Origin of the sequence: Corynebacterium sp. (assembly GCF_030532965.1) — a bacterium.
In the GTDB taxonomy this organism is placed as follows: Bacteria; Actinomycetota; Actinomycetes; order Mycobacteriales; family Mycobacteriaceae; genus Corynebacterium.
Genome location: NZ_JAUNKC010000010.1, coordinates 1 through 21,009, shown reverse-complemented (window position 1 = coordinate 21,009; position 21,009 = coordinate 1). Strand labels below are relative to the sequence as shown.

Sequence of the window (21,009 nt, the reverse complement as noted above, 5' to 3'; positions counted from 1 at the left end):
CCATGTCTGCCCAACTGAAAGCAGCCGTTGAGATCCTCACCGAACTAGGCTGGGCAAACCCCAACGCTGCCAACGTTTTCACCCTTCCGTTGGGCACGACTGAGCAGCAAAAAATAGTTGAAAGCAGCCTGAAATCAGGCACTTGGATGGGACAAGGCTGGAACCCTGACGATCCGCTCAAAGAACACGGTGAAGTCTCAAGCAAAAACGCCCTACTATACCTGCTTCGGATCGGTTTCCTCCCCAACCGTGCGTTCACATCAAACACCATTGCCTGCTTAGACAAGCCAACACTTCTCGCCGTACTGGAAGCCGCTGAAAAACCCTTCGCCGAAACAATCATCCACCACAACTACTCAAGTGTTATCAGGTTCGGTGAACACGAACCCACAAGACTCGGCGCAACAATCGTGCAGGTCATACACTCGAAAAACCTACCGCTACCTGCGACTATCGAATACCTCAAAGATTGGGCAGCGCTGGCCGCATTAGCTTTAGGAACCCGCGAGGTTTCCATGTGGGATAATGGACCAACCCCTCCGGTTGAGGTTTTTTTATCGCGTTTTGCTGAACACCTCACCCTCGGTGTTGAACTCGGAACCCCCGCAACAGGACCATTCAGCAGTGTCTTTACAGCAGGGCTTCATCGTGGCTGGATCAGCCGCGACACAGCACTCGACCTCGCCGTTCAGGGACTCACCCTAGCCACCCGACCCGGCGACCGGAAACGCTGGACAGAAATACTCACCACCGACCTTCAAGCAACGCCCGAAGAACTCCTTCCCCACGCACAGCAACTACACCAAGCCGTTGCCACCGGCGAAACCCCACTCATCGAACACATCGCCGTCCCACTCATCCCACACCTAGATCTTAAGGAACTCACCGACCATGCTTTGCCCGCGCTTTACGCGAAAACCGCCAAAGCACTCACCCTCGTACTGAAAACACTCGCAAAGCTCACCCCTCACCCGGACGTCACCGAAGCGCTAGGGCCACGAATCGTCGAGCTTTCTGGACACGGCAACCTGCCCATCCAGAAACTCGCCGCCGCACTTACAACCAGCTGGAACGTCCCTCAACATGAAAGCACTGACGCGACACCAAACACCACCTTCACCCCATACATCCCAGCACCACCGGTGTGGAACGTGGAGCGGTTCGCACCCAAGCCAGCAGATCTAGCAGCTAAGCTCGCGGAAGGCGATCTTGATGATCCATTTAACAGCACTCTTGCCAGTGAAGAACTTATCCACCTCATTGTTGAGGGCGCATACAGCAATCCCGAAGAAACTCGACGTACGCTCAGCGGTGTCACCGAACGCGACGAGAAAGGGCTTATTTACACTTGGGTAACGGGAAAGAAAATCAATGAAAGATTGAGGGAGTTTCACGGAAACTACTTCGGCCCCTTGTCACGGCTAGGAAAGATCCCGTGCCTTCTGGCACGCCCCTCTTTCGTGGACCGCAGCATCCTTGTCCCCGACCTGCTCGAGCGGCTTGAGCGTTACGTTGAGTCTGGGGCGAAGGCAATTGCCTCCGACTTAGAGTTGGCAATCACACGCCTAGACGTTTCAGGCATCGACATCCCCGCGACGCAAAAAATCTTAGAAAAGTTCAGCATCCCTATTTCCGTCTCGGCGCGGAAAGACATGTCTTATACGGTGGGTGAAGTACTCGCCGCTTATATCGCCGATCCGTTCGTCGATCCTGGTTTGTCTTATCGCGATGACTACGCGGAGACAACAATCCCGATCCCCGAAACGTTGTGGCAATTTCCCGAATTCTTTGGTGGCGATAAAGAACTCGGCGGTGGTTATCTGAGTAGTTTCCCACTGTTCGGCGATGTTGCAGCGGTCGCTTTCATCTTCGCCGACGAAGCGAATTCCGACGTAGACCACTATTGTGATCAGCTTTCTTATCGCCGTTCACCGCTTGAACCTGGCATGGCCATGAACCTCCTGTCCCTGTATCGTGCAGGGAATCCAGCGACAAAAGAACGCGCATTCAACGCAACTGTCACCGCCTTCACCAGGGGTTTACTCCGCCCCAATGTTGCCGATATCAAACACTTAGACTGGCGCGACCATCCCCCAACGCATCTGGCTCAGCTCATCGACACCACCCGCGAGCTTGCCGACGCCGGCCTACTATCCGTGTGCTGGCCACTGTGGGAACACATCCTCAACTACTCCCACACCCAGCCGAAACCACTCACCGGAATCCACCACGTCGCCCACGCCATGGCCGACTACGCACCCTCAATCACCCACGCGGTCGTCGAAAGGCAAGCAGAAGTTGAGGCTGCGCAGGTACCAGCACTACGCACACTCGCAACAAGTAAGGCAAAAAACAAGGCCGTCACGTTTGCGAAGGAGGCGGTGAAACACCTGCCCGTAATCACAAAGGATTCCGCAGCTCAACCAGCATCCACAACACAGCCAGTAACTTGGTCCGCCACAATCATTCCCAACACACCAGATGTCACAGAATTTATCCCGAACCCTGAAACAGGTAGTCTCTACCCCATCACTGTGAAACCTTCGGGTTTTGAACAACCGCTCACTACCCAATACGACACCAGCATCGATTTCTGCACCACAGGAAAACTTCAAGTCACCACACCAGACGATGTGTGGAATTACCTCTTCTGGGATTCCGAAACCGCTTCGCTTGTGGCCGAGGAAAGAACTGACGCCTACTTCAACTTGCCAGATCCCACCGCGCACAAGGAACATGTTCCATTTGTGGTTCCCGACAGCTTTGTCGCAGTCATGCTTGCTCACCTCTCTTCTGGTGATCGATACCAAGCGAAATGGCAGCTACCAAGACTATTCCGGTCTGCGCATATCGGGTCGCCAGCTATAGAAGCGGCAATGAAAAGACTCCTTCCCTTCCCCGACTTCAATCCGGGGAAGGCTCTTGCCCTGCTGAATGAAAAACCGGAATTAGTCCAGTACCTGTGGCCGATGCTCACCGAACCACTCGCGCACGCGGCAACACTAACCACAACACCGAAGTGGCTCAACGTGGTCTTAGACGCTGTGATCTTCCACCAAGACACCCTCAAACACCACACGCCCAGCCACATCCCAGCAGAAAAATGGGAACCACTGTCCACTCTTGTCCAAATCATGACGAAGAAATCCGCTGCTAAAACCAAGGTTGACCAGCTCAACCGCTTCTTCCACCGGTGAAAACCGCCTCAAAACGTCTCGGTATTTGAAGGAACCCTGCCACCATGTCCACGCAACTTAAGAAAGCCCTCGATATGCTCACCGAACTTGGGTGGGCCAACGCCCAGCCCCTCAATGTTCTTAGCCTGCCGCTAGGCACTGATGATCAGCAGAAACTGCTCATCAAAGCCCTTAAGTCCGGGGCGTGGCTGAACCAATCTCATGTTGGTGAAAATTGGGTGGGCAACATCCTGTTCTACCTGTTGCGTGTCGGGGTGGTTCCCGATCGTGCGTTGTCACCTGTAACAATCCGTGAACTTGATCAACCCACTGTGCTTGAGATCCTGGCCACATCCGATGGCGTTTTCGTGGAAGAATTTCTCAACCGCGGCTACGAAAGAATCCGTGGTTTTGGTGCTCAACAGGCTTCCGTGCTGGCGGATTTGGCGGTGCGTTTCGTGCACGAGAAAAACCTACCAATCCCAGAATCCCCGCAATACTTCACCGACTGGGTGGAGTACACCCACGGAATCTTCCATTCTTCTTCCACGTGCGAGCAACACTGTGAAGCAACCCTGCAGTCGCGTTTCGTCGAGCATCTCGCCCACAGTATTACCAGTGCGGCACCCGCGACGGGGCATGTCGGTGATGTTCTCCGCGAGGGGGTTCGCCGTGGGTGGGTCGCCCGCGAAAAGGCACTAGAGCTTGTCATTCAAGGACTCACACTAGCCACCCGACCCGGCGACCGGAAACGCTGGACAGAAATACTCACCACCGACCTTCAAGCAACGCCCGAAGAACTCCTTCCCCACGCACAGCAACTACACCAAGCCGTTGCCACCGGCGAAACCCCACTCATCGAACACATCGCCGTCCCACTCATCCCACACCTAGATCTTAAGGAACTCACCGACCATGCTTTGCCCGCGCTTTACGCGAAAACCGCCAAAGCACTCACCCTCGTACTGAAAACACTCGCAAAGCTCACCCCGCACCCAGACGTCACCGCAGCGCTTAGCCCACGAATCGCGGAGCTTTCTGGCCACAGCAACACCCACATCCAAAAACTCGCCGCCGCACTTACAACCAGCTGGGGCATTGCCACACCACCACCCAACGCAGAAACCAGCATCGTGCCTTATGTTCCCGCACCACCGTTGTGGGCGCCGCCGCCGTTTGCCCCGTCCACTAGTGATCTCGCCGAAAGCTTCGCCCGGCTTACACATGGGCAGTGGGATCACATCGCCGATGTTGCCTCAGAAGAATTCCTAGCTCTCGCAGTGGAACGTGCTTTCACCCACCCCGACGATGTCCGCCGCGTCCTCAGCGCTGCCGCCGATACTCACTGGGATGGGGTTTTGCAGGGCTGGGCTCGCGGCGCTCTTCCTGATGACCAGCACGGTTTCACGAGGGATCATCACGCGATCTGCCGTCTCGGGAGAATCCCGTGTCTCCTCTCCACACCTTCGTTGCGTGATTTTTCACTCACGCTCTCTGATTTCCGGAGCCGACTCGAACGCTACCGCGCAGAAAACTGCACCGTATTTACGAGCGATCTGGTTCTCGCACTCTGCCGACTCCGGCTCACCGCAGGTGAGAAAGACGAGCTTGTCGCCGCCGTCGATAAGCACAAAGTTCTTGGAGGCGAGATCATCGCGGCTTTCCTTACCACGTGTTGGCGAGAATCGGGTATGCACCGCAAGCCGGAACACCCCGCCACTGACGCCGAGCAGGCGATTGCGGATGCATGGCCGCACGACTGCAACGGCCTAACCTTCCCGAATGCCGAGTCCTTGGATCGGTCATTCATCATTTTCCCCGACGAGGCCAACGCGCACGCCGACACGGACTGCATCATCTTAGCCCACCACCGCACACCCCTGTCACCTGCGGATACGGTGAATCTGCTGGCGCTTTTCCGCGCCGGGAAGCCCGAAACGAAAGCGAAAGCTTGTCAAGCCGCCGTCACAGCTTTTCGACGCGGGCTCGTCCTCCCCAACGTCGCCGACGTGGCATACCTCGACGGCACCAACAACACCCCAACGCATCTGGCTCAGCTCATCGACACCACCCGCGAGCTTGCCGACGCCGGCCTACTATCCGTGTGCTGGCCACTGTGGGAACACATCCTCAACTACTCCCACACCCAGCCGAAACCACTCACCGGAATCCACCACGTCGCCCACGCCATGGCCGACTACGCACCCTCAATCACCCACGCCCTCACAGAAAACCAAGCCCCAAGTGAGGTCGCCCACGTGCCAGCACTGCGCGCACTCGCAGAAAGCAAGGCAAAAAATAAAGCCGTCATGTTTGCGAAGGAGGCAGTATCTGCTCTTCCGGACAGCACCATCCCGCCAGCTGAAACACCGAAAAAGCCAGAAACGACGTGGTCAGATGAGGTAATCCCCAGCATTCCCGATGGTGGAAGCCTCGTGTCTTCCGGATCCGCGGAGGAGATTTTCCTGCAACTACCGGGGCATGCGCAGCCATTGGAGGTGTTTCTCACCGGCTGGGCCACCGACTACCTGTATGAGGAGGGTCGACTGAGTTTCCGCACCAAGTCGGGTGACCAAAGCTGGTTGTACTGGGACGGCACCCACATTGCCGAAACCCCGCGCCGCGACCGCTTGAGGGATGAGCCTGTGGTGATTCCGGATAGTTTCATTGCTGTGGTTGTGGCGTATCAGTGCTCCAAGTTCGAGCCTTATTCCATGCGTCAAGAGCTCAGTTCCCTAGTAGAAGAGGGGCTTGTGGGTGCGCATGGTATCGAGGCTGCCATGCACCAAGTGTTGGGGTTAGATGAGTTCAGCCCCGCGAAAGCCCTGTATGTGCTCACCGAAACTCCTAGGTTTATCGAGCATTTGTGGCCGATGCTCACCGAACCTGTCGCCTATGCTGCCACGTTGCCGAAGCAGCCGCGGTGGCTGAACAAGGTCTTGGATGCTGTTATCTTCCACCAAGATGCCCTCAAGCACCACACACCCAGCCACATCCCAGCAGAAAAATGGGATGCGCTGGCCACGCTAATCACCTGTTACCCTAAGCCGAGCGCCGCCACAAAGAAGGCAAAAACCCTCCACCAGTTTTTCACACAACCATGACCGCACCGAACCCGCACCTTGACACCGCTACCAGCATTTTTACCCAGCTCGGCTGGGGTGAAATCCCCCTTGAACTCACACCAACCCACACGATAGGCACCGCCACGCAGCAACAGCAAGCATGGGAAGGTTTAGAAAGCGGGCCGTTTCGCTCTTACTCCTTGGAGAAAGATTCCGTGGGGTGGGGAGGCTTCGAAGTGCGCACCACCATCCATGTTGATGTGGATGAGGTCAAGCTAGCCCTGTTTGCCCTCCGGCTGGGGATGCCCCTTATGCGGGTTGCGGAGCTTTTGGCTGATATGAAGATCCATTCCCCTCTTCCCCTTGATGCTGTGCGGGAGATTCTTCGCGGTTACGGCCCCGATTTTCTGAACAGAATTGTGCGTTTCGCCTGCGATCCTTCCTTACGTTCGGGCACCCACGATGAAAGCCGGTTGGGGTGTTTCGTGGTGGATTGGGTACTTCACGGTCTTGTTTCGCCACCTGAGTCGGTGGAGTTTTACAAGGATTGGGCCCTGTTTGCCGCGAATGTGCTGAACCCGTCGGGGCTGCCTGAGAAGTTTCACATTGCAAGAAACCTTCCTCACCCTGATCTGGTTCTTCCCCAGTTTGTCGAGTTTTTCCACGCTGCCCTTCGCCACGGCGTACCCGCCACCGGCCCGTTTGGGTATCTGTTGCCCGGCGCGGTTGCTCACGGTGTGGTTTCGCGTGAGCAGGCTATTAAGGAGTGTTTCCGCGCGTTGGGTTCTGCGGTTCGCCCGAGCCATAGGAAGCGGTGGGCACAGCTGTTGGTGCAGGATTTTCAGCTTTCGCCTGCGCACATGCTGCCGCATCTTGATCAGATTGTGTCGCTTGTGGCGACTGTGGAGGAGCCGATGATTACGTTGTTTGCGCTTCCACTGTTGCCGGTTGTGGATTCTGACAGGGTGGCTGATCTTGCTGTGCCGGCGCTTTGTGCACGCTCCCGGAAGACTCTGGTTGCGGTGTTGCAGGCGTTGGCGCTGCGTACTGATGACCGTTCTGGGTATGCGGAACAGTTACGTGAGTTGGCGAAGTCTCGGGATGCGAAGGTTGCCGCACTTGCAAAAGATTTGGTGGGGCATGCTCCAGAGCACCCGCAACCAGTGGTCCCGTTGTGGTCTCCTGCCCCGCCAACGTGGACGACTCCCCGGTTCGAGCCTGGCCCTGCCATGGTGGATGGGATTGTGGCGAACTTGAAGGCTGCCACGCAAGACTGTCTGGCGGTAGAGAAGGTTCTTGCGCAACTTGTTGAGCTTTCACTCACAGATGTTGCGGCGGCCAAACGCGCGGTCAGCGGGGTGTCAGCGCGGGATTTTCCGGTGCTCAACAGGTGGACGAAGGGATCATTGTGCGCGCCGGATTCCACGAATGGGGCCGATCACGCGGCCGCAATTGTGCGGGATTTGGGCACCATTCCGTGCGCCTTGTCGCGGCCTACCTGGGTGGATTTCCGCATCGACCCCGCCGACCTGCTGGCCCGCCTTGAGCTTTTTCAACAGCACAATATCCCCGCGCGGGTCGCGGATTTCCAGCGCGCTCTCCTACGGCTCGACGTCACAAGGATTCCTGGCGACTGGGCGCGGCGTTGTGCGGCACTTACTGTGCCTGTGCTTTTCGACGACAACACGCCCGCCCCCATCACCCTCGCCGAGTTCCTAGCCGACTATCCCACACATGTGGTGGCTGAGCCTTCTGGTGTGGGGAGAGAATCCTTGCGCTTCACACTGATCACGAAGGAGAAACTGCCGCTTCTACCTGAGGTTTTCCCACTGATACCCCACGCGGTTCTCGATAACCTGCAAGGCTTTAACGAAGATCATGAGCGCATGCTTAAGACGGCGTGGTGGCTTGCCCATCAGCCCGCACCGTTGGATTCGGCGCAGCTGATCAACCTCTTGTTGTGTATCCCGGAAAAAGAGAGTGTCGCCGCAGCGATTGTTCAGGCTATCCAGGGCGCGTGGTCGCGGGGGCTGATTCACCCGAACGTTGCGCGGCTTGATCACCTAAAGGAAGGCAATATCCACCACAGTGTTCCCGCCGAGGTCACCCGCCTGAAAGAACTTGTCGAGCTGGGAATGTTGTCCGTTGTGTGGGACATTTTCGATCAACGCTTGGGGCAGGCCGCGCTTTATCCACTGCACCCCAATCTGATCCTTACTGTGGATGCTGTCGATGAGTATCTCCCCCATGTACCCAACGAGGCACGTATTTTACCTGGCCTCCACGCACTAGCAGCAAGGAAAGGGAATGCGAAAGCTGTTCGCCGCGCCCGGGAGGTTGTGGAAAAGCTCAAACTATAGTTTTCTGTTGCAGGCTCGAAACATTTCGGTGGATAATCTTGGAAAATACAAGAAAGATCCTCTTTTCCAAAGAGGTAATTCCGCAGATTTAGCCGGGTCACCTAGCTTTTCCCATCAATGTGTTTTCCATGCTCAATCCGCATTCCTGCGCTTCAAGAATAGCCGCGTTCACTTTCACCGCAAGGGAAGACCTCCGTGTTACTTAGACGCCGAACGCCTGATCCGTGCCTGTAACGCCCGATGCGCGGCGTACACAAGCTGGCAATTGATGGGGTCCATCATGATTTCTCTCAATACCGTTTCAGTTTCCGCTGCTCTATCCGCCCAACCCTCGGTCTGGAAAGCGGTGACGTGATGTGCCTGTTTCCCAAACGGCCCAAGGAGAATAAAATCCTCGCAAGACTCAACGTGAGCATCTTTAGAAAGGCACGCAAAGTCCACAACAGTGCCGTGAACATAGGCATTCCCAGAAATCCGTGCCTTCGCACCACACCTGCTTTCTTTGACCACGGCATGGCCGAAAATTGAGGAATCCTGCACAGTTGAATCCTCCACACGAGCGTGCCCAGAAACCCATGCGCCTTCACTGATGAACGATTCCCCACGAATACGGGCATGGCCGTCGATCACAGCATCACCCCACACTTTGGTTTTCCCCGCCACACGAGCACGCCCTGCCACCAATGCACACTCACCAACTGTGGCATGCCCCTTGATCCGCGCCTTCCCGCACGCACGGGCTTCGCCACCAACATGTGCGTGTCCTGTGATCCGAGCGTTTTCCCACGCTTCAGCATCTTCAGCAACCCACGCATTCTTCCCAATCCGCGGTTTACCGGAAGACACATGAGTGGAACTCACCCAACCACCAACATCCCCCTTCTTCACATCATGAGCAGGAATATCACGGGTGGCGCGAATGCGAAAAAGCTGAACTCCCTCTGAGTTGAGTTTTGTCTCACTGGTGAGTTCGTAGTGGAGAGCTTTTTCGTTATCTTTTGCCACGGTACCGTTCCTTTTTAGACATTCCCTTGCGCAAGGTTAACACCATGAATGCTTGAGCACTGAGGTTTTCTCAACGAGATCACGCGCGATCACATTCTTCTCACATGAGTTCTTCAAGAAACAAGTAAAAGAGTATCTGTTTGAGCTTCCGGTTTTCCCATTGGCCCATTCAAGGGGTTGGTAAGGAAAGCGCACCAAAAACTTAGTTAACTCCTATTGATTTACGCCGTAGCGGTCACGTGTGCGCTGCTATCTTCTACTGTTATGAAGGAACGACCATGCTACGCCTACGCCGACCGTGCCGCCGACACGGTTATGGGTGCCACTTACCGGCTTGAGCAGATACCTGTGGGGAAAGTTCTTCTCACATCTGGGCTGATCGAAGCCTGTGATCCGTTTGTTTCCCTTGGCGATGCTGGCTACTACTCCGCCCCGAAGGGCGAGTTCACGGTATTCGCCACCGTGGCGCGCACTACGGATAACAAAGAACCAGACCCGCGTGTTGCATACCTCAGTGTTGTTTTCAGCGATGACCCAGCCGTCCGATACGAGGACGCAGCGCCCCTTAACGTTGACCAAGACAAGGCCGCGGACGAAGAGTGGGTATTTGGTGTGGGCGTGGATGCAGGAATCGTGGCTTTCGTGGATAGGATCGCGGCGGAATCCATGAAGAAGCATATTGAAGAAAACGACATCGATTTTGTCGATACTTTAACCGACCACCACCAACCAGATAGCTGGTTCAGTCTTTTAGAAAACCCTGACCACTACGCGCATTCCGTTGCCAATATCCCACTCCCATTCGTCACAGGTGGGGAGAATGTGGTGATGAGTTTCTCCGGTTGGGGCGACGGATTCTACCCAGTGTTGGCTGGGTTTAGCGCTGATGGGGATCTTGTGAGCTACCACATTGATTTACACATGGTCGATACCCCTGCCGCGTAGCACGAAGGAATTTGCTCACAATGAACCCTGACTCCACAACAATCCGCACTCTCATCGGCTGGGAAAGTATCACCGCGTCCGAGGCGGCCACCGCGCCGCTCGGCGAAGCTGAGCAGCAACAGCAGGCGAAGGCGTTGCTGGAAAAGCTCACGGAGCCTGACCTCACGCTGGGGATTCTTGCGATCAGGTTGGGGGTTCGCCCTACTAAGGCGGTGGAGCTGTTGCCCCCAAACCCGCCGAAAGTGGTAACAAGGGCGCTGGTTGAACGGGGTGAAAAGTATGTGCGTGGCTTCATCGCCGCCGCGTGCAGGCCGCAGTTCCGCATGCGCACCCATGAGCTGAGCGATTTCGGCGAGCGTGCTGTGATGGCAGTGGCCGAGTTGTCATGTTCCCCACCGGATAACGTTGAGTTTTTCCGCGACTGGTCCATCCTTGTTGCCCGCAATCCTTCGCTTCTACCTGGCGCGGTGTTTCGTGAGTATTTTTCGCAGGCTGTTGCATTGGGGGTTCCCGCCTTGGGGGCGTTGTGCATGTTGCCGAAGATTGCGGTGGATCACGGTTGGTTAACAAGGGATGAGGCGTGTGTGTTGGTGTGGTCGGGGCTTGGTAGCGCCACGCGCCCGGGTGATAGGAAGGCGTGGATTAAGGCGCTCACCAGCGATCTTGGGGTGTCCGCCACGGAGCTTTCCGTCCACGCTGACCAGGTCGCGTCCCTTCCGGCGGGTGAGAATGCGGTGGTGGCGCACCTGATTGTGCCCCTGTTGCGCCAAAAAAGTGTGGCGGAGCGCAGCACGCTGGTGCTCAATGGGCTGTATGCGTCTTCAAAGAAGCAGATTAAGGCTGTGCTTGATGGCATTGCGGACGAGTGTGTGCCAGACGCGGTGGCGCGGGTGCAGGAATTGGCGGCGGATTCGGATTCGGGGGTTGCTGCTTGCGCTCAGCGTGTGTTGGAAAGGTGGGGTGTTGCCGCGTCGACTCCTGAACCTAGCCCTACCTGCCCCGATGGCGTGTGGCAGCCCACCCCGCCGGTGTGGGAGGTTCCCCGTTTCGATGTTTCCGCGATGACTCTCGAGGATCTTCGCCATGATTGGGCTGTGGTTTATGGCGGCAACCATGCGCGGAGTTTTTCCCTTGAGGCGGAGCGGGTTTTGTGTTTCACCCACCGGTTGGCGAAGTCGGATAAGCAGGCGTTGCGGCAGGTGTTGAGCGGTACCGCTGACCAGTTGTGGCCGTACAATTTGGTTTCTTGGGCTCAAGACGATCCCCCGCAGCGGGAGGAGTTTACGGCGTTCACGTTGTGTAACCGCAACGATTCCATCACGGGTGTTCTGGGGGATTTGCCGGTGCTGCTCTCGGAGCCTACGTGGGAGGATTTCCGTATCCACCCAGGCGATTTATTAGACAGGCTTCGCCGCTACGAAGCCGAGCAGGCAACCATTTTCTCACCCGATTTTTTCCAAGCGTTGCTGCGCGTCGACGTGTCCGTGGTGTCCCCCGACAAGCTTTTGCAGCTTATCGACGCCGCCACCACGCTCACCTTAACCGTCACGGTAGCCGAGGATTGCGTTGTCTCGGCAGGAAGAATTGTTGCTGAGTATTTCCAGAATCCAGTCGCGGACAACCCTAGCGATCTCAAGCCTGATGTTTTCAACAACCTCATCCCGCTCTCTTCCCCCGCGTTTGATGATGTGGTGGCTTATTTCGGCCAGGAGCTGCGGTGCAAGCCACTGCCTTTCTACCTGCCTACCTTTGGTGATGGTGTTTTCCGGAGTTTGGTGTGGCGAAATGGCAAAAACCCCATGATGGTTGCCATGGCGATAGAGTGTTCGCGGCGTGCACAGCCGTTGAGTCCGCGTGTTGCCATGAATCTTCTCGCGGTTCAACGCGCCACCGCCCCTGAGGCTGCCCAGCTACTTCACAAGGCGGTGACTGATGCGTGGCGCCGTGGTCTACTGATACCTGGGGTGGCGGATGTGGGGCAGCTTGATTGGGGTGCTGAACTCAGCCAGATCCCACCTCTGGTCAGCGCCCTACGAGGGCTTGCCGATGACGGATTGCTCGCTGTGGTGTGGGATGTGCTCGACCAGCTTCTTGGCCGGGCGGCTTTAGCTGAGGTGCTCTCGCGCGGGCTCATTGATGTGGTTGACGCGATCGACTATTTCCTCCCCACAACCCCCGATTCGGCGCGATCACTTCCGGGGCTGCATGCACTCGCCGCACGAAAAGGGAAGGCGAAGGTTCTCACTCGCGCCCGGGAGGTCGTCGAAAAGCTTAGGCGTGCTACTAGCCCAGGCTAAAATATCCCCCATGACCTCGTCGCAATCTTTCCGTGTAGATATGTTTACCCCCTCACCACTGGGGTGGGTGGGCGGTAATCCCCCAGCGTGGTTCGACACTTGCACCGATCTCCTCCTGGGTGATGAAGCCACTTACGGTTTCCTTTTCACTTTCGCCCTCGATGATCACGATGCGATCTCTGTCTTCCTTGCCCAAGACTTCAATTACCGGATTGAGCACAACATTTACCCCGGTAACGGCGGGAAGGTGTTTCGCCATCCTATTACTGAGCAGTCGAAGCGCACGGATTCCCAGTTACTGGCCGATGATGGCACGAGTCCCGTGTTGCGTCAGGCGTGGCTGCACCCAATACAGACCGACGCGGAACACCCACCGATTCTTACAGTCGGCGGCGAACCAACATTGATTCAGGAAGAAGATTGCTACACCTGTCCGCTTGAGTCAGACGGGTGGGAGTTTTTCGCATGCTTCGACGAAGACGGCTATTGTGACGAGCAGCTTCTCGACCAGTATCCCCTCACCTATGGCGCGCTGTATGTGTACCGACGGGGTGAGGATTTTACCTTCGGGTTTTGGCAATACTCATAGTTTCGCTTGTCGACGTTCCCGCAAAGAACAAATTTTTCATATTTGCCCTAGGTAAGAGCTCAACCATCCTAGACAATTTCGGCAAAAATCCAATGAAAGTGGCCCTCCTATGTTCACAATGCTAGGCGTCGCCAAGTACAACCTTTTCCCAATCTAGTTCTAGGTACTTTTTATCGCCCGCCATCCACTGGCTAATAAACTCAGCGACTTGTGCTCCACCGGTGACGAACGTGCCAACCAGGTCAGCATTTTCCCCGTCGCGATATTCAATCCGCCATTCGTCCTCGTGGGGTGGTCGCAGCAACATGTTAGCCGCTTGGGCGAAACGCAGTTCATCGTTCTTATCGTTGACCACCAGAAAAAAGTTCGTGGTTTCCGTATCCACAATATAGGTGCACGTGGTCTCAAGGGCAGCTGCTGACACTGCCGGATACTTTCCTCGCCGCGCGATTTGAATCTCAAAATTAGGATTTTCGTCGCCGTAGAAAACCACAAAATCGTCAGAAACTTCCGCTAACCCCAACCCATTCGCCAGCGCAATGTCCATCAGATACTCCAACGCACGTTCTTTGGCCTGGAGGGTTGTGTTGACGCGGATGATCCGGTCACCTTCCACGCTTGCCTCCTCAAAGCCTGGAAGCTTTTCGACGTCGTGGGTGATCTTATCCACAATCGCCTCCAGCTCAGGTGAAGATGTTGTCGACGTGCAGGAATAGCGCCGCATCAATTGCTCGTTGAGCGGGAAAAACCGATTGCCTATAACTACCTGGTTGTTTGCGTCACGGTCAGGGCTGAAAAGAATGAAATCGTAAGACATGGCTCCATTGAAACAAATGGGGCTAACAGGAGCGCCCAAGTTTAGAAAACCTCCGGTGCACTCTCCATCCACCGGCGCACAAGCTAGGAAGACGTTATCGGAATCTACCGCCGACTATTTACAGTCTGGCAAGCCTTCCGCTTGGCACCATCTGGCCTAAAATGCATGCCCAACCTTCTACCGTAAAGCGGATCATTCGCCGAGTTACTAGCGTATTGAACTGGGGTTTTAATGGTGCGGACGTGGCTTTCCCGCATTAGTTTCCCCGGAATCAAATTCCACCTTCCCCACTACAAAAGCAGCAGTTTGCGCTGCAGCAACTCCCCAACTCGACTCTTAGGTCCTCTAGGCCACGTAACCAACCGCTCAACCGCGCAAAGGTCGAGTTGTCTGTGGGATCCTGCACCGTGTAGCCGCCTTGCTGCAGGTTATGCGATGCCCACAATCTCCCATGCTCCGTGGACTAGCCGAGTCTTCTCAAGCTGGACACAGCTGGCGCGCCGAAACTAACCCAACTCGACTTTTACATCCCCGAAGCCACGAAACCACCCTCTACACCGCGCAAAGGTCGAGTTGCTCTTAAAGACCACCATCACTAACCTGCCTCATGACAGATGTGTGATGCTCTCGCTCCCATAATTTCTTGTAAAAATGCGCTGTAAGACAGGACGGTACAGAGTGGAAAGTTCCCTGATGCCTGATACTTTCGCTCGGCTCATCGCTCTTGAAGATGCGATTGAAGACTCACCGATCTTGGATGATTACGGGAAGTTTCTGTCCGATTTCTTTCGCTTCCTTGAAAATGAAATCGCCCCCATCGCCCCACATCCTGCTAGGATGCGGCACCTTGTGGCGTGCGCCCGTGCTTTTGTTGCAGGGAATTTTTCAGCAGAGGATTTGCGTGAGGAGTGGTCTCGCTACGAAAGCACGTGTGTCCCCAACCGGATAGATGATCCCCACGGTTACCACTGTGCGATAGAAGCATGTTGGTGTGCGGACATAGACTTCCTCAACAACCACGCACCAGTGGAACAGCAGGATTCGTACACGAGCTATATTCTCAGCGGCCTATTTGAGATCACCCAGGATCTTTCACTGTGTGAGAAGCTCTACCTGTATCTTTCCTAGCTACCACGAAAGTCAGTAGCCCTGCGATGAGCCCGATGGGGATCGCAGCCGCATTGTTTGGCGGCGCGAGGTAGGCGACTATCCATGAGAGAAAAATAAGAGCGAAGCCCCACAACGGCATTGTAGAGTTGTCCTCATCAGGCTTTGCGAAAAATCCCAACACGGTCGCACCGACAACGAGTACCACGACAGACAGAGCCGCAAGAAAGATTTTCTCCATCGCCACAAAATAAACGAAGAGGCCGTAGAGAAAAGCGATACCAGCTTGTTTCAGAACCACGGTTTCGCCTCTTCCACCTGCTCGCGCACCTTTCGTGCCGCCTCCACTACTTTTGAGCTTCCTTTGTGGGCTGCGTAGTAAGCAATACCCGGCAGGTTTTCCACTGCGGTGTGGGGTGCAGTGTGGGTTTTCACGGCGTGAAGCACATGGGGGCATAGCTTGACCATGAGTTCTGCGACGGCAGAAAGCCCCTGTGGTGGGCGGGGTTGGGAGGAGGCAGTGAGGAGGAAACTGTCGCACATCGGCCACACCAGCACCAATAAGCCGTGTTCGGCAAGGTCTTGAAGAATCCCCGCAACTTTATTGAAGCTCCGCTCCGGCCACCAGGAAGCCTCGATGGTTGAGGGGAGGAGGAGTCCGCGTCGAAAAGCTAAATCCACCGCCTCCACCACGGAAGGGTCGCCACTCTTCAACGCCGCAATTAGCTGCATCATTTGCTCGGGGTTTAACGGGGTTCGGCGACTTATAAACTGCATCGCATACCTCCCTAACGCGGGTGGCTTCAACGTGCTTGAGATACCCCACTCAAGCTGCGGGAACACCGCCTGAAACGCCGCAGTCACCTCGTATCCGAAACGCCGCAGATGTTCCGGCAGACGCTGCGCATCTGTCACTAGGTTCTCCATTGCCTGATTCACCAGCTCCACAACGTTTACCTCCCCCTCGGGGAGTTCAACGCTCAGGTGAGAAATGGGAACCTCACTGTCAGAAGCTTCAACCCTGAGCCGACACAACGCGAGGAACAAGTCGGCTGGGACAACCCGGGCGTGAGCGTCAACGTAGCACTGAAGGCGGGTGCGCAGGTCTGACACGCTCACGCTCAAGTCCACGAAAGACGGCTCGGATAGTAGACAGGGAATCGCGCCGATGGCGGCCGACACCTCATAAAGACGCTCCGCTAAGGGATTACCCCTTTTACTACGGTCGCCACGACCAGGCAGGCGGACACGGGTTACCCCGCGTTTCGACGTGGAATGCGGCAACACCCGCAACGCCGCCTCATAATCATTCCATGCCAGTTCAACGGCAAGCGCCACGAAACGTTCTGTGGCGTGGTCGTGGATGTTGCGGGGGCAGAAATCCCAAGGAACCTCCTGCAGTGCCTCACCCAGCTCCGCAACACTCACCTCCCCTTTTTCAAACCGAGGCATCACCCACAGATCAGGCACCGCAACCCACTCATACTCCTCCTGCACAGTCGGTTGGGCTGAATCGCCTACACTCCTCCCCCAGCGCTCAAGAACCTGGGTGGCCTGCTTCGACACCTTCACATTCGACGCCGACGCAAGCTCAGCAACGCGCGGAGAAAGCTCTGCCACCGATTCAGCAGAAAGATCCTCAGCGTCTTTCAGTAGCGCAAGGATCGCCGCCTGTGTTTTCGCCGTACCGTGATACAGAGCCGCGAGCGCACACTCCGACTTCTCCTGCCCCACCAACACACCCACCAGGCACGGGGCGAGAGCATCAATGAGTTGCTTATTTGCACCCACCACCGCAGCACACAGGCCAGGCGCGTGCGCTTTTAATTCCTCATCGGTGATGTTCAGCTCCTCTACAAGAAGGGCGACGCAGTTCTTGCGTTGGAGTGGTTTCGACACCACCCCCACCGATTCCACCACCCAAGACAAAGCGAAGTCCCGCGCCACAACCTGCTCACTGGCCGCAAAGCCGAGGACTTTGCCCACATCCCCCTCGGCTGCCAGCCCCTCACGCCGCGCCGTTTCTAGGTGTTCACGCATAGTGGGGAGGATTTCCTCCCGCTCAGGGTCTTGAGGATTATCCTGCCTTTCCTGCGTGAACAGCACCCTCACCGCGACTTCGGCCCATTGCCGCAGATACGCCTCAGGGGTGAAAGCAGTGCCGTTAGCAAGGGCCCACCGCACCGCTAGGCGACGTTCCTTCGCACCAAACTCACCACGGGTAGCGGCCAGGGTGCCCATCACCTCACTGGTGAAAACCTGTGGTTTCGATTCGAGACAGCCTGCAATAACATACCAATCAAGCACCGAAAGTTGGCGCAGAAGCTTCACCGCCTGCGGTGGAGTCACCTCGGAGCGTAGGGCGCACAGTTGCAGCATGTCGTGGCGTAGCCGTCGCGGGTTATCCACGGGCTCACCGGCGTACCAGCGCTCGCGTTCCCCTGTGAGCGCCCCCGCCACAATAATTTTCTGCTGCTCCAGTGTGCCCAACGCGAGGGTGGGGGCTTGATCGCGGGGCTGATTCTTCCAGCCGATCTGAGCAAAGGCCGTGAACGCGGCCCTAATTTTCTTACTTAATTCCATGTCACACCCTGTTCTTCGCGTAGTCGATCACGGACTTTCTCCAAAATCTTGCCCAGCATGTTGCTGCCACTCCCATCGCCCCCGTCACCCCAATAGGAATCGTTGGCTGTGTGCTCCACCAGCTTCAGATCACCCGTGGCGAGGAGGCGTTCGGCAATGTCAGGGTTTTGGCTAAACTTCGCCCACACCGCGTCGTACATGATGGAATCTTTCACCTTCTCCCAGTCTTTACGCAGCGGTTTCTTCCTATCCCGCCCAGCGCGTGCCGCCGCCATGGGTGAAGAACAGATGCGGATTTCGCGCTGGATTGTGGGGTTGGCGAATTTCATGGCCTGGAAATAGTGTTCTGAAGTCTTCCAGGTCACGCCCTTGAGGGTGAAAGGGTAAGCGGCGAAGTTGGAGAGGAATCCGTACTCGTCCTGGGTGCTGTAAAAATTGATGGTTGCCATAGGTTATCTTCTCGGGTGTTGGAGTTGGTGGGGTCCGTGGACGAGGCGGTAAGAGCCTTGACAAGTGCGGAAAAGCTGCACTCCATCAGCGTTTTTCTTCGCCCAGTTCTCATTCCTCGTGACAAATTTTCCCTGGCAGTTTAGCACCACAGACCGGCGTTTTTGATGGGGTTGGTGCGGAAAGAGCGTCGAAAAGCACAGCGAAATCCTTGTTTCGGGTGCGGTACTGGGCAGCTACAATTTTTACACGTATGTTCGCTAACCCCGAAGGAACCTCTGACGTGGCACTATCCGCAACCGAACTTAAAAACAAACTCACCGAAACCTGGCCGAAACACCACTGGTGGACCTTCGACGAGCAAGCCCAAGAATTCGTCACAGACGCCGAAGTTGTGTTCTGCGTAGAGAAAAAGCGCAAAGACAAATACCAGCTCATCACCATTTTCTACGTCGGACCCCACGGCTACATCGACAACGTCGAAGACCACAACAAAACCTACACAGGCGACTTTGAAACAATAACCGAACAAATCCGCACCGAAGCCGCCACCACATTCCAAATCATGGGCTACCCCATGCGCTGGTCAAACATCACGGTAGAAGACACCGCGACAACCATTGCGACCGACCGCACAGCAAAACTGAATCTCTGCGCACACGAGGCTGAAGCCCTGATTGGCGAAAAATTCACCATGGATATGTGGCGTTACGACGAGCACACCCACGCCGCATACTCCACGACAAACATCGAGTTTGGATTACGCACTTGCGACGGTGAACCTGGAACATATAAGGAAGAGGAAAGCTACTACGACGGCTATGGAACCATGCTCCTTGATGGCGAGGGATGGGAGCTTTCTGGCACCCCTGAGGAAGTGGTGGCGCATATCTTATCCGGTGACGAACGGTGGCCCTTGTATGGATATTCGCTGAAGTGGCCATATAAAACCATTTATATCGATGACGAAATCATAAGCTCGCCGTGGATACGCATCATGTCCGACCCGCGCTGGCACGACGCACCCGACCTTAAGCAGACGCTCCTGAAACTCAATGGTGTCGACGAAAACGTTCTTACCACCATAGAATCGTTGCGCGAGCTGACACATGAATCGCCGCTCACGGATCTTGCCATGAAAGCGGTCGTGGAAAACTGTATGGAGCGCGGAGTTCAAGGTGACCGCGCCGAGCTTCTGGAATGGCTGATTAGCATTCGGCCAGCCGCTGATGAGGCCTTGCAGGATGAGATTTTCCTCCGCCTGGCGTATATGTTCCTCAAACAATCATCCTTTTCCGATACACCCCGCGTCGATTTTCTGGTCACGTGGGTGCCGAAGAAGCGCGTGCCGTGGCTGGTGGAGGTGCTCAAGAATAGCATTTCCGATTACAACGAACCCGACTTCAACGCCCCCTACTTCGAAGCGTTGGATGTGCTCGGCATTGCGAGTGAAAAAGAACAGACAGTGGCGGACAATCAAGATCGTGATTAAGATCCGAAATTCCCGCTCATACGCGAGCTAAGCAGCAGTTTAGCAGCCTCAATGCATGACCACCCACCCATGCTTTCTTACCAATACGTGGTTTTCCCGAGGACACATGCGTGGAGCTCACCCACCCCCAATCGTCCCGCTTTTCACGCCACGTTCGGGAATATCACGGCTGGCACGAATGCGATAAAGCTCCGCCCCATCAGCATTCCGTTTCGTCTCACCCGTCAACTCATAATGAAGGTCAGTATCGTTAAGTTTTTTGCCAAAATCCCATTCCTCGTGACAAATTTTCCCTGGTAGTTTAGCACCACAGATCGCCGTTTTCGATGGGTTTGGTGCGGAAAAAGCGTCGAAAGGCACAGCGAAATCCCTGTTTAGGGTGCGTACCAGCTACAATTTGCATAGATTTGCACTAACTCCGAAGGGACCTCTGACGTGGCACTATCCGCAACCGAACTTAAAAACAAACTCGCCGAAACCTGGCCGAAACACCACTGGTGGACCTTCGACGAGCAAGCCCAAGAATTCGTCACAAATGCCGAAGTTGTGTTCTGCGTAGAGAAAAACCGCAAAGACAAATACCAGCTCATCTCCATTTTCTACGTCGGACCCCACGGATACATGGACAACGTCGAAGACCACGACAAAACCTACAACGGCGACTTTGAAGCAATAACCGAACAAATCCGCACCGAAGCCACCACCACATTCCAAATCATGGGCTACCCCATGCGCTGGGCAAACATCACGGTCGAGGAGGACGCAGTCACCGCTAAAACTGACCGTTCTGACAGACTCCAGCTCAGCGGGTTGGAAATTGAGGAGCTGATAGGCCAAGCATTCACCCTTGATTCTTGGCGCTATGACGAACACTCTAACGCTGTCTATTCCGCAACGAATATTGAATACAACCTCATAAGCCGCGAAGACGAACCCGGCACCTATGAGGAGGAGGAAAGCTACTACGACGGCTACGAAAGCGAACTACTCGGTGGTGAGGATTGTGAGCTCACCGGAACCCCCGAAGAGGTGGCAGCACAGATTCTCGCCGATAATGAGGTTTTCTCACCGGAGCTTCTTGTGGTTGAGGCGTAGGACAACAAGTGCGGTTTTTGCGATGGCTGTA

At 55.7% G+C, this 21,009-nt stretch carries 13 protein-coding genes; 9 read left to right on the top strand and 4 right to left on the bottom strand.

The window, feature by feature from the left end:
* The first annotated feature begins 2 nt into the window (after positions 1 to 2).
* From Q4D85_RS06375 to Q4D85_RS06365, 3 genes are read left to right on the top strand one after another with little or no spacing between them, the layout of a single operon-like run.
* Complete coding sequence (locus Q4D85_RS06375) at positions 3 to 3,197, top strand: hypothetical protein (protein ID WP_303199061.1); 3,195 nt, start codon at positions 3 to 5, stop codon at positions 3,195 to 3,197.
* A 44-nt stretch (positions 3,198 to 3,241) separates the two neighbouring features.
* Positions 3,242 to 6,280 carry a hypothetical protein gene (locus Q4D85_RS06370; protein ID WP_303199059.1) on the top strand — a complete coding sequence of 1,013 codons (3,039 nt, stop codon included), beginning with the start codon at positions 3,242 to 3,244 and terminating at the stop codon, positions 6,278 to 6,280.
* Complete coding sequence (locus Q4D85_RS06365; protein WP_303199057.1) at positions 6,277 to 8,601, top strand: hypothetical protein; 2,325 nt, start codon at positions 6,277 to 6,279, stop codon at positions 8,599 to 8,601. Before Q4D85_RS06370 ends, Q4D85_RS06365 begins: the two co-directional genes overlap by 4 nt.
* Before the next feature lie 198 nt (positions 8,602 to 8,799).
* Here the strand turns inward: Q4D85_RS06365 and Q4D85_RS06360 are convergent, their stop codons facing one another.
* Positions 8,800 to 9,606, bottom strand: a complete 807-nt coding sequence (locus tag Q4D85_RS06360) for a hypothetical protein (protein ID WP_303199055.1) — start codon at positions 9,604 to 9,606, stop codon at positions 8,800 to 8,802.
* A 264-nt stretch (positions 9,607 to 9,870) separates the two neighbouring features.
* On the opposite strand from Q4D85_RS06360, the gene Q4D85_RS06355 reads away from it, so the two are divergent.
* Genes Q4D85_RS06355 through Q4D85_RS06345 form a run of 3 tightly spaced genes read left to right on the top strand, consistent with a single transcriptional unit; the run spans position 9,871 to position 13,437 of the window.
* A complete protein-coding gene (locus Q4D85_RS06355) occupies positions 9,871 to 10,551 on the top strand; it encodes a DUF4241 domain-containing protein (RefSeq protein ID WP_303199054.1) in 681 nt (226 codons plus the stop codon).
* A 20-nt stretch (positions 10,552 to 10,571) separates the two neighbouring features.
* Entirely contained in the window at positions 10,572 to 12,848 is a 2,277-nt protein-coding gene (locus Q4D85_RS06350; RefSeq protein ID WP_303199052.1) for a hypothetical protein, read from the top strand.
* 10 nt (positions 12,849 to 12,858) lie between these two features.
* A complete protein-coding gene (locus tag Q4D85_RS06345; protein ID WP_303199050.1) occupies positions 12,859 to 13,437 on the top strand; it encodes a hypothetical protein in 579 nt (192 codons plus the stop codon).
* Between the two features lie 121 nt (positions 13,438 to 13,558).
* Here the strand turns inward: Q4D85_RS06345 and Q4D85_RS06340 are convergent, their stop codons facing one another.
* On the bottom strand, positions 13,559 to 14,254 hold the full coding sequence (locus tag Q4D85_RS06340; RefSeq protein WP_303199049.1) for a hypothetical protein: 696 nt from the start codon (positions 14,252 to 14,254) through the stop codon (positions 13,559 to 13,561).
* Between the two features lie 693 nt (positions 14,255 to 14,947).
* Here Q4D85_RS06340 and Q4D85_RS06335 point away from each other — a divergent pair.
* Positions 14,948 to 15,382: a hypothetical protein gene (locus tag Q4D85_RS06335; RefSeq protein ID WP_303199047.1), complete on the top strand. Its 435-nt coding sequence runs from the start codon at positions 14,948 to 14,950 to the stop codon at positions 15,380 to 15,382.
* Between the two features lie 270 nt (positions 15,383 to 15,652).
* Here Q4D85_RS06335 and Q4D85_RS06330 read toward each other — a convergent pair whose 3' ends face one another.
* Together Q4D85_RS06330 and Q4D85_RS06325 are read right to left on the bottom strand one after the other, a co-directional pair.
* A complete protein-coding gene (locus Q4D85_RS06330) occupies positions 15,653 to 17,944 on the bottom strand; it encodes a hypothetical protein (RefSeq protein WP_303199045.1) in 2,292 nt (763 codons plus the stop codon).
* Positions 17,935 to 18,393, bottom strand: coding sequence for an NADAR family protein (locus Q4D85_RS06325; RefSeq protein WP_303199042.1), 459 nt, complete (start codon positions 18,391 to 18,393; stop codon positions 17,935 to 17,937). Before Q4D85_RS06325 ends, Q4D85_RS06330 begins: the two co-directional genes overlap by 10 nt.
* A gap of 281 nt (positions 18,394 to 18,674) precedes the next feature.
* Here Q4D85_RS06325 and Q4D85_RS06320 point away from each other — a divergent pair, with 281 nt between their 5' ends.
* Both Q4D85_RS06320 and Q4D85_RS06315 read left to right on the top strand, forming a co-directional pair.
* Positions 18,675 to 19,883, top strand: coding sequence for a hypothetical protein (locus Q4D85_RS06320; protein ID WP_303199040.1), 1,209 nt, complete (start codon positions 18,675 to 18,677; stop codon positions 19,881 to 19,883).
* 435 nt (positions 19,884 to 20,318) lie between these two features.
* The gene (locus Q4D85_RS06315) at positions 20,319 to 20,978 is read left to right on the top strand and encodes a hypothetical protein (RefSeq protein ID WP_303199038.1); all 660 of its coding nucleotides are present in this window, start codon (positions 20,319 to 20,321) and stop codon (positions 20,976 to 20,978) included.
* The last annotated feature ends 31 nt before the right edge of the window (positions 20,979 to 21,009 follow it).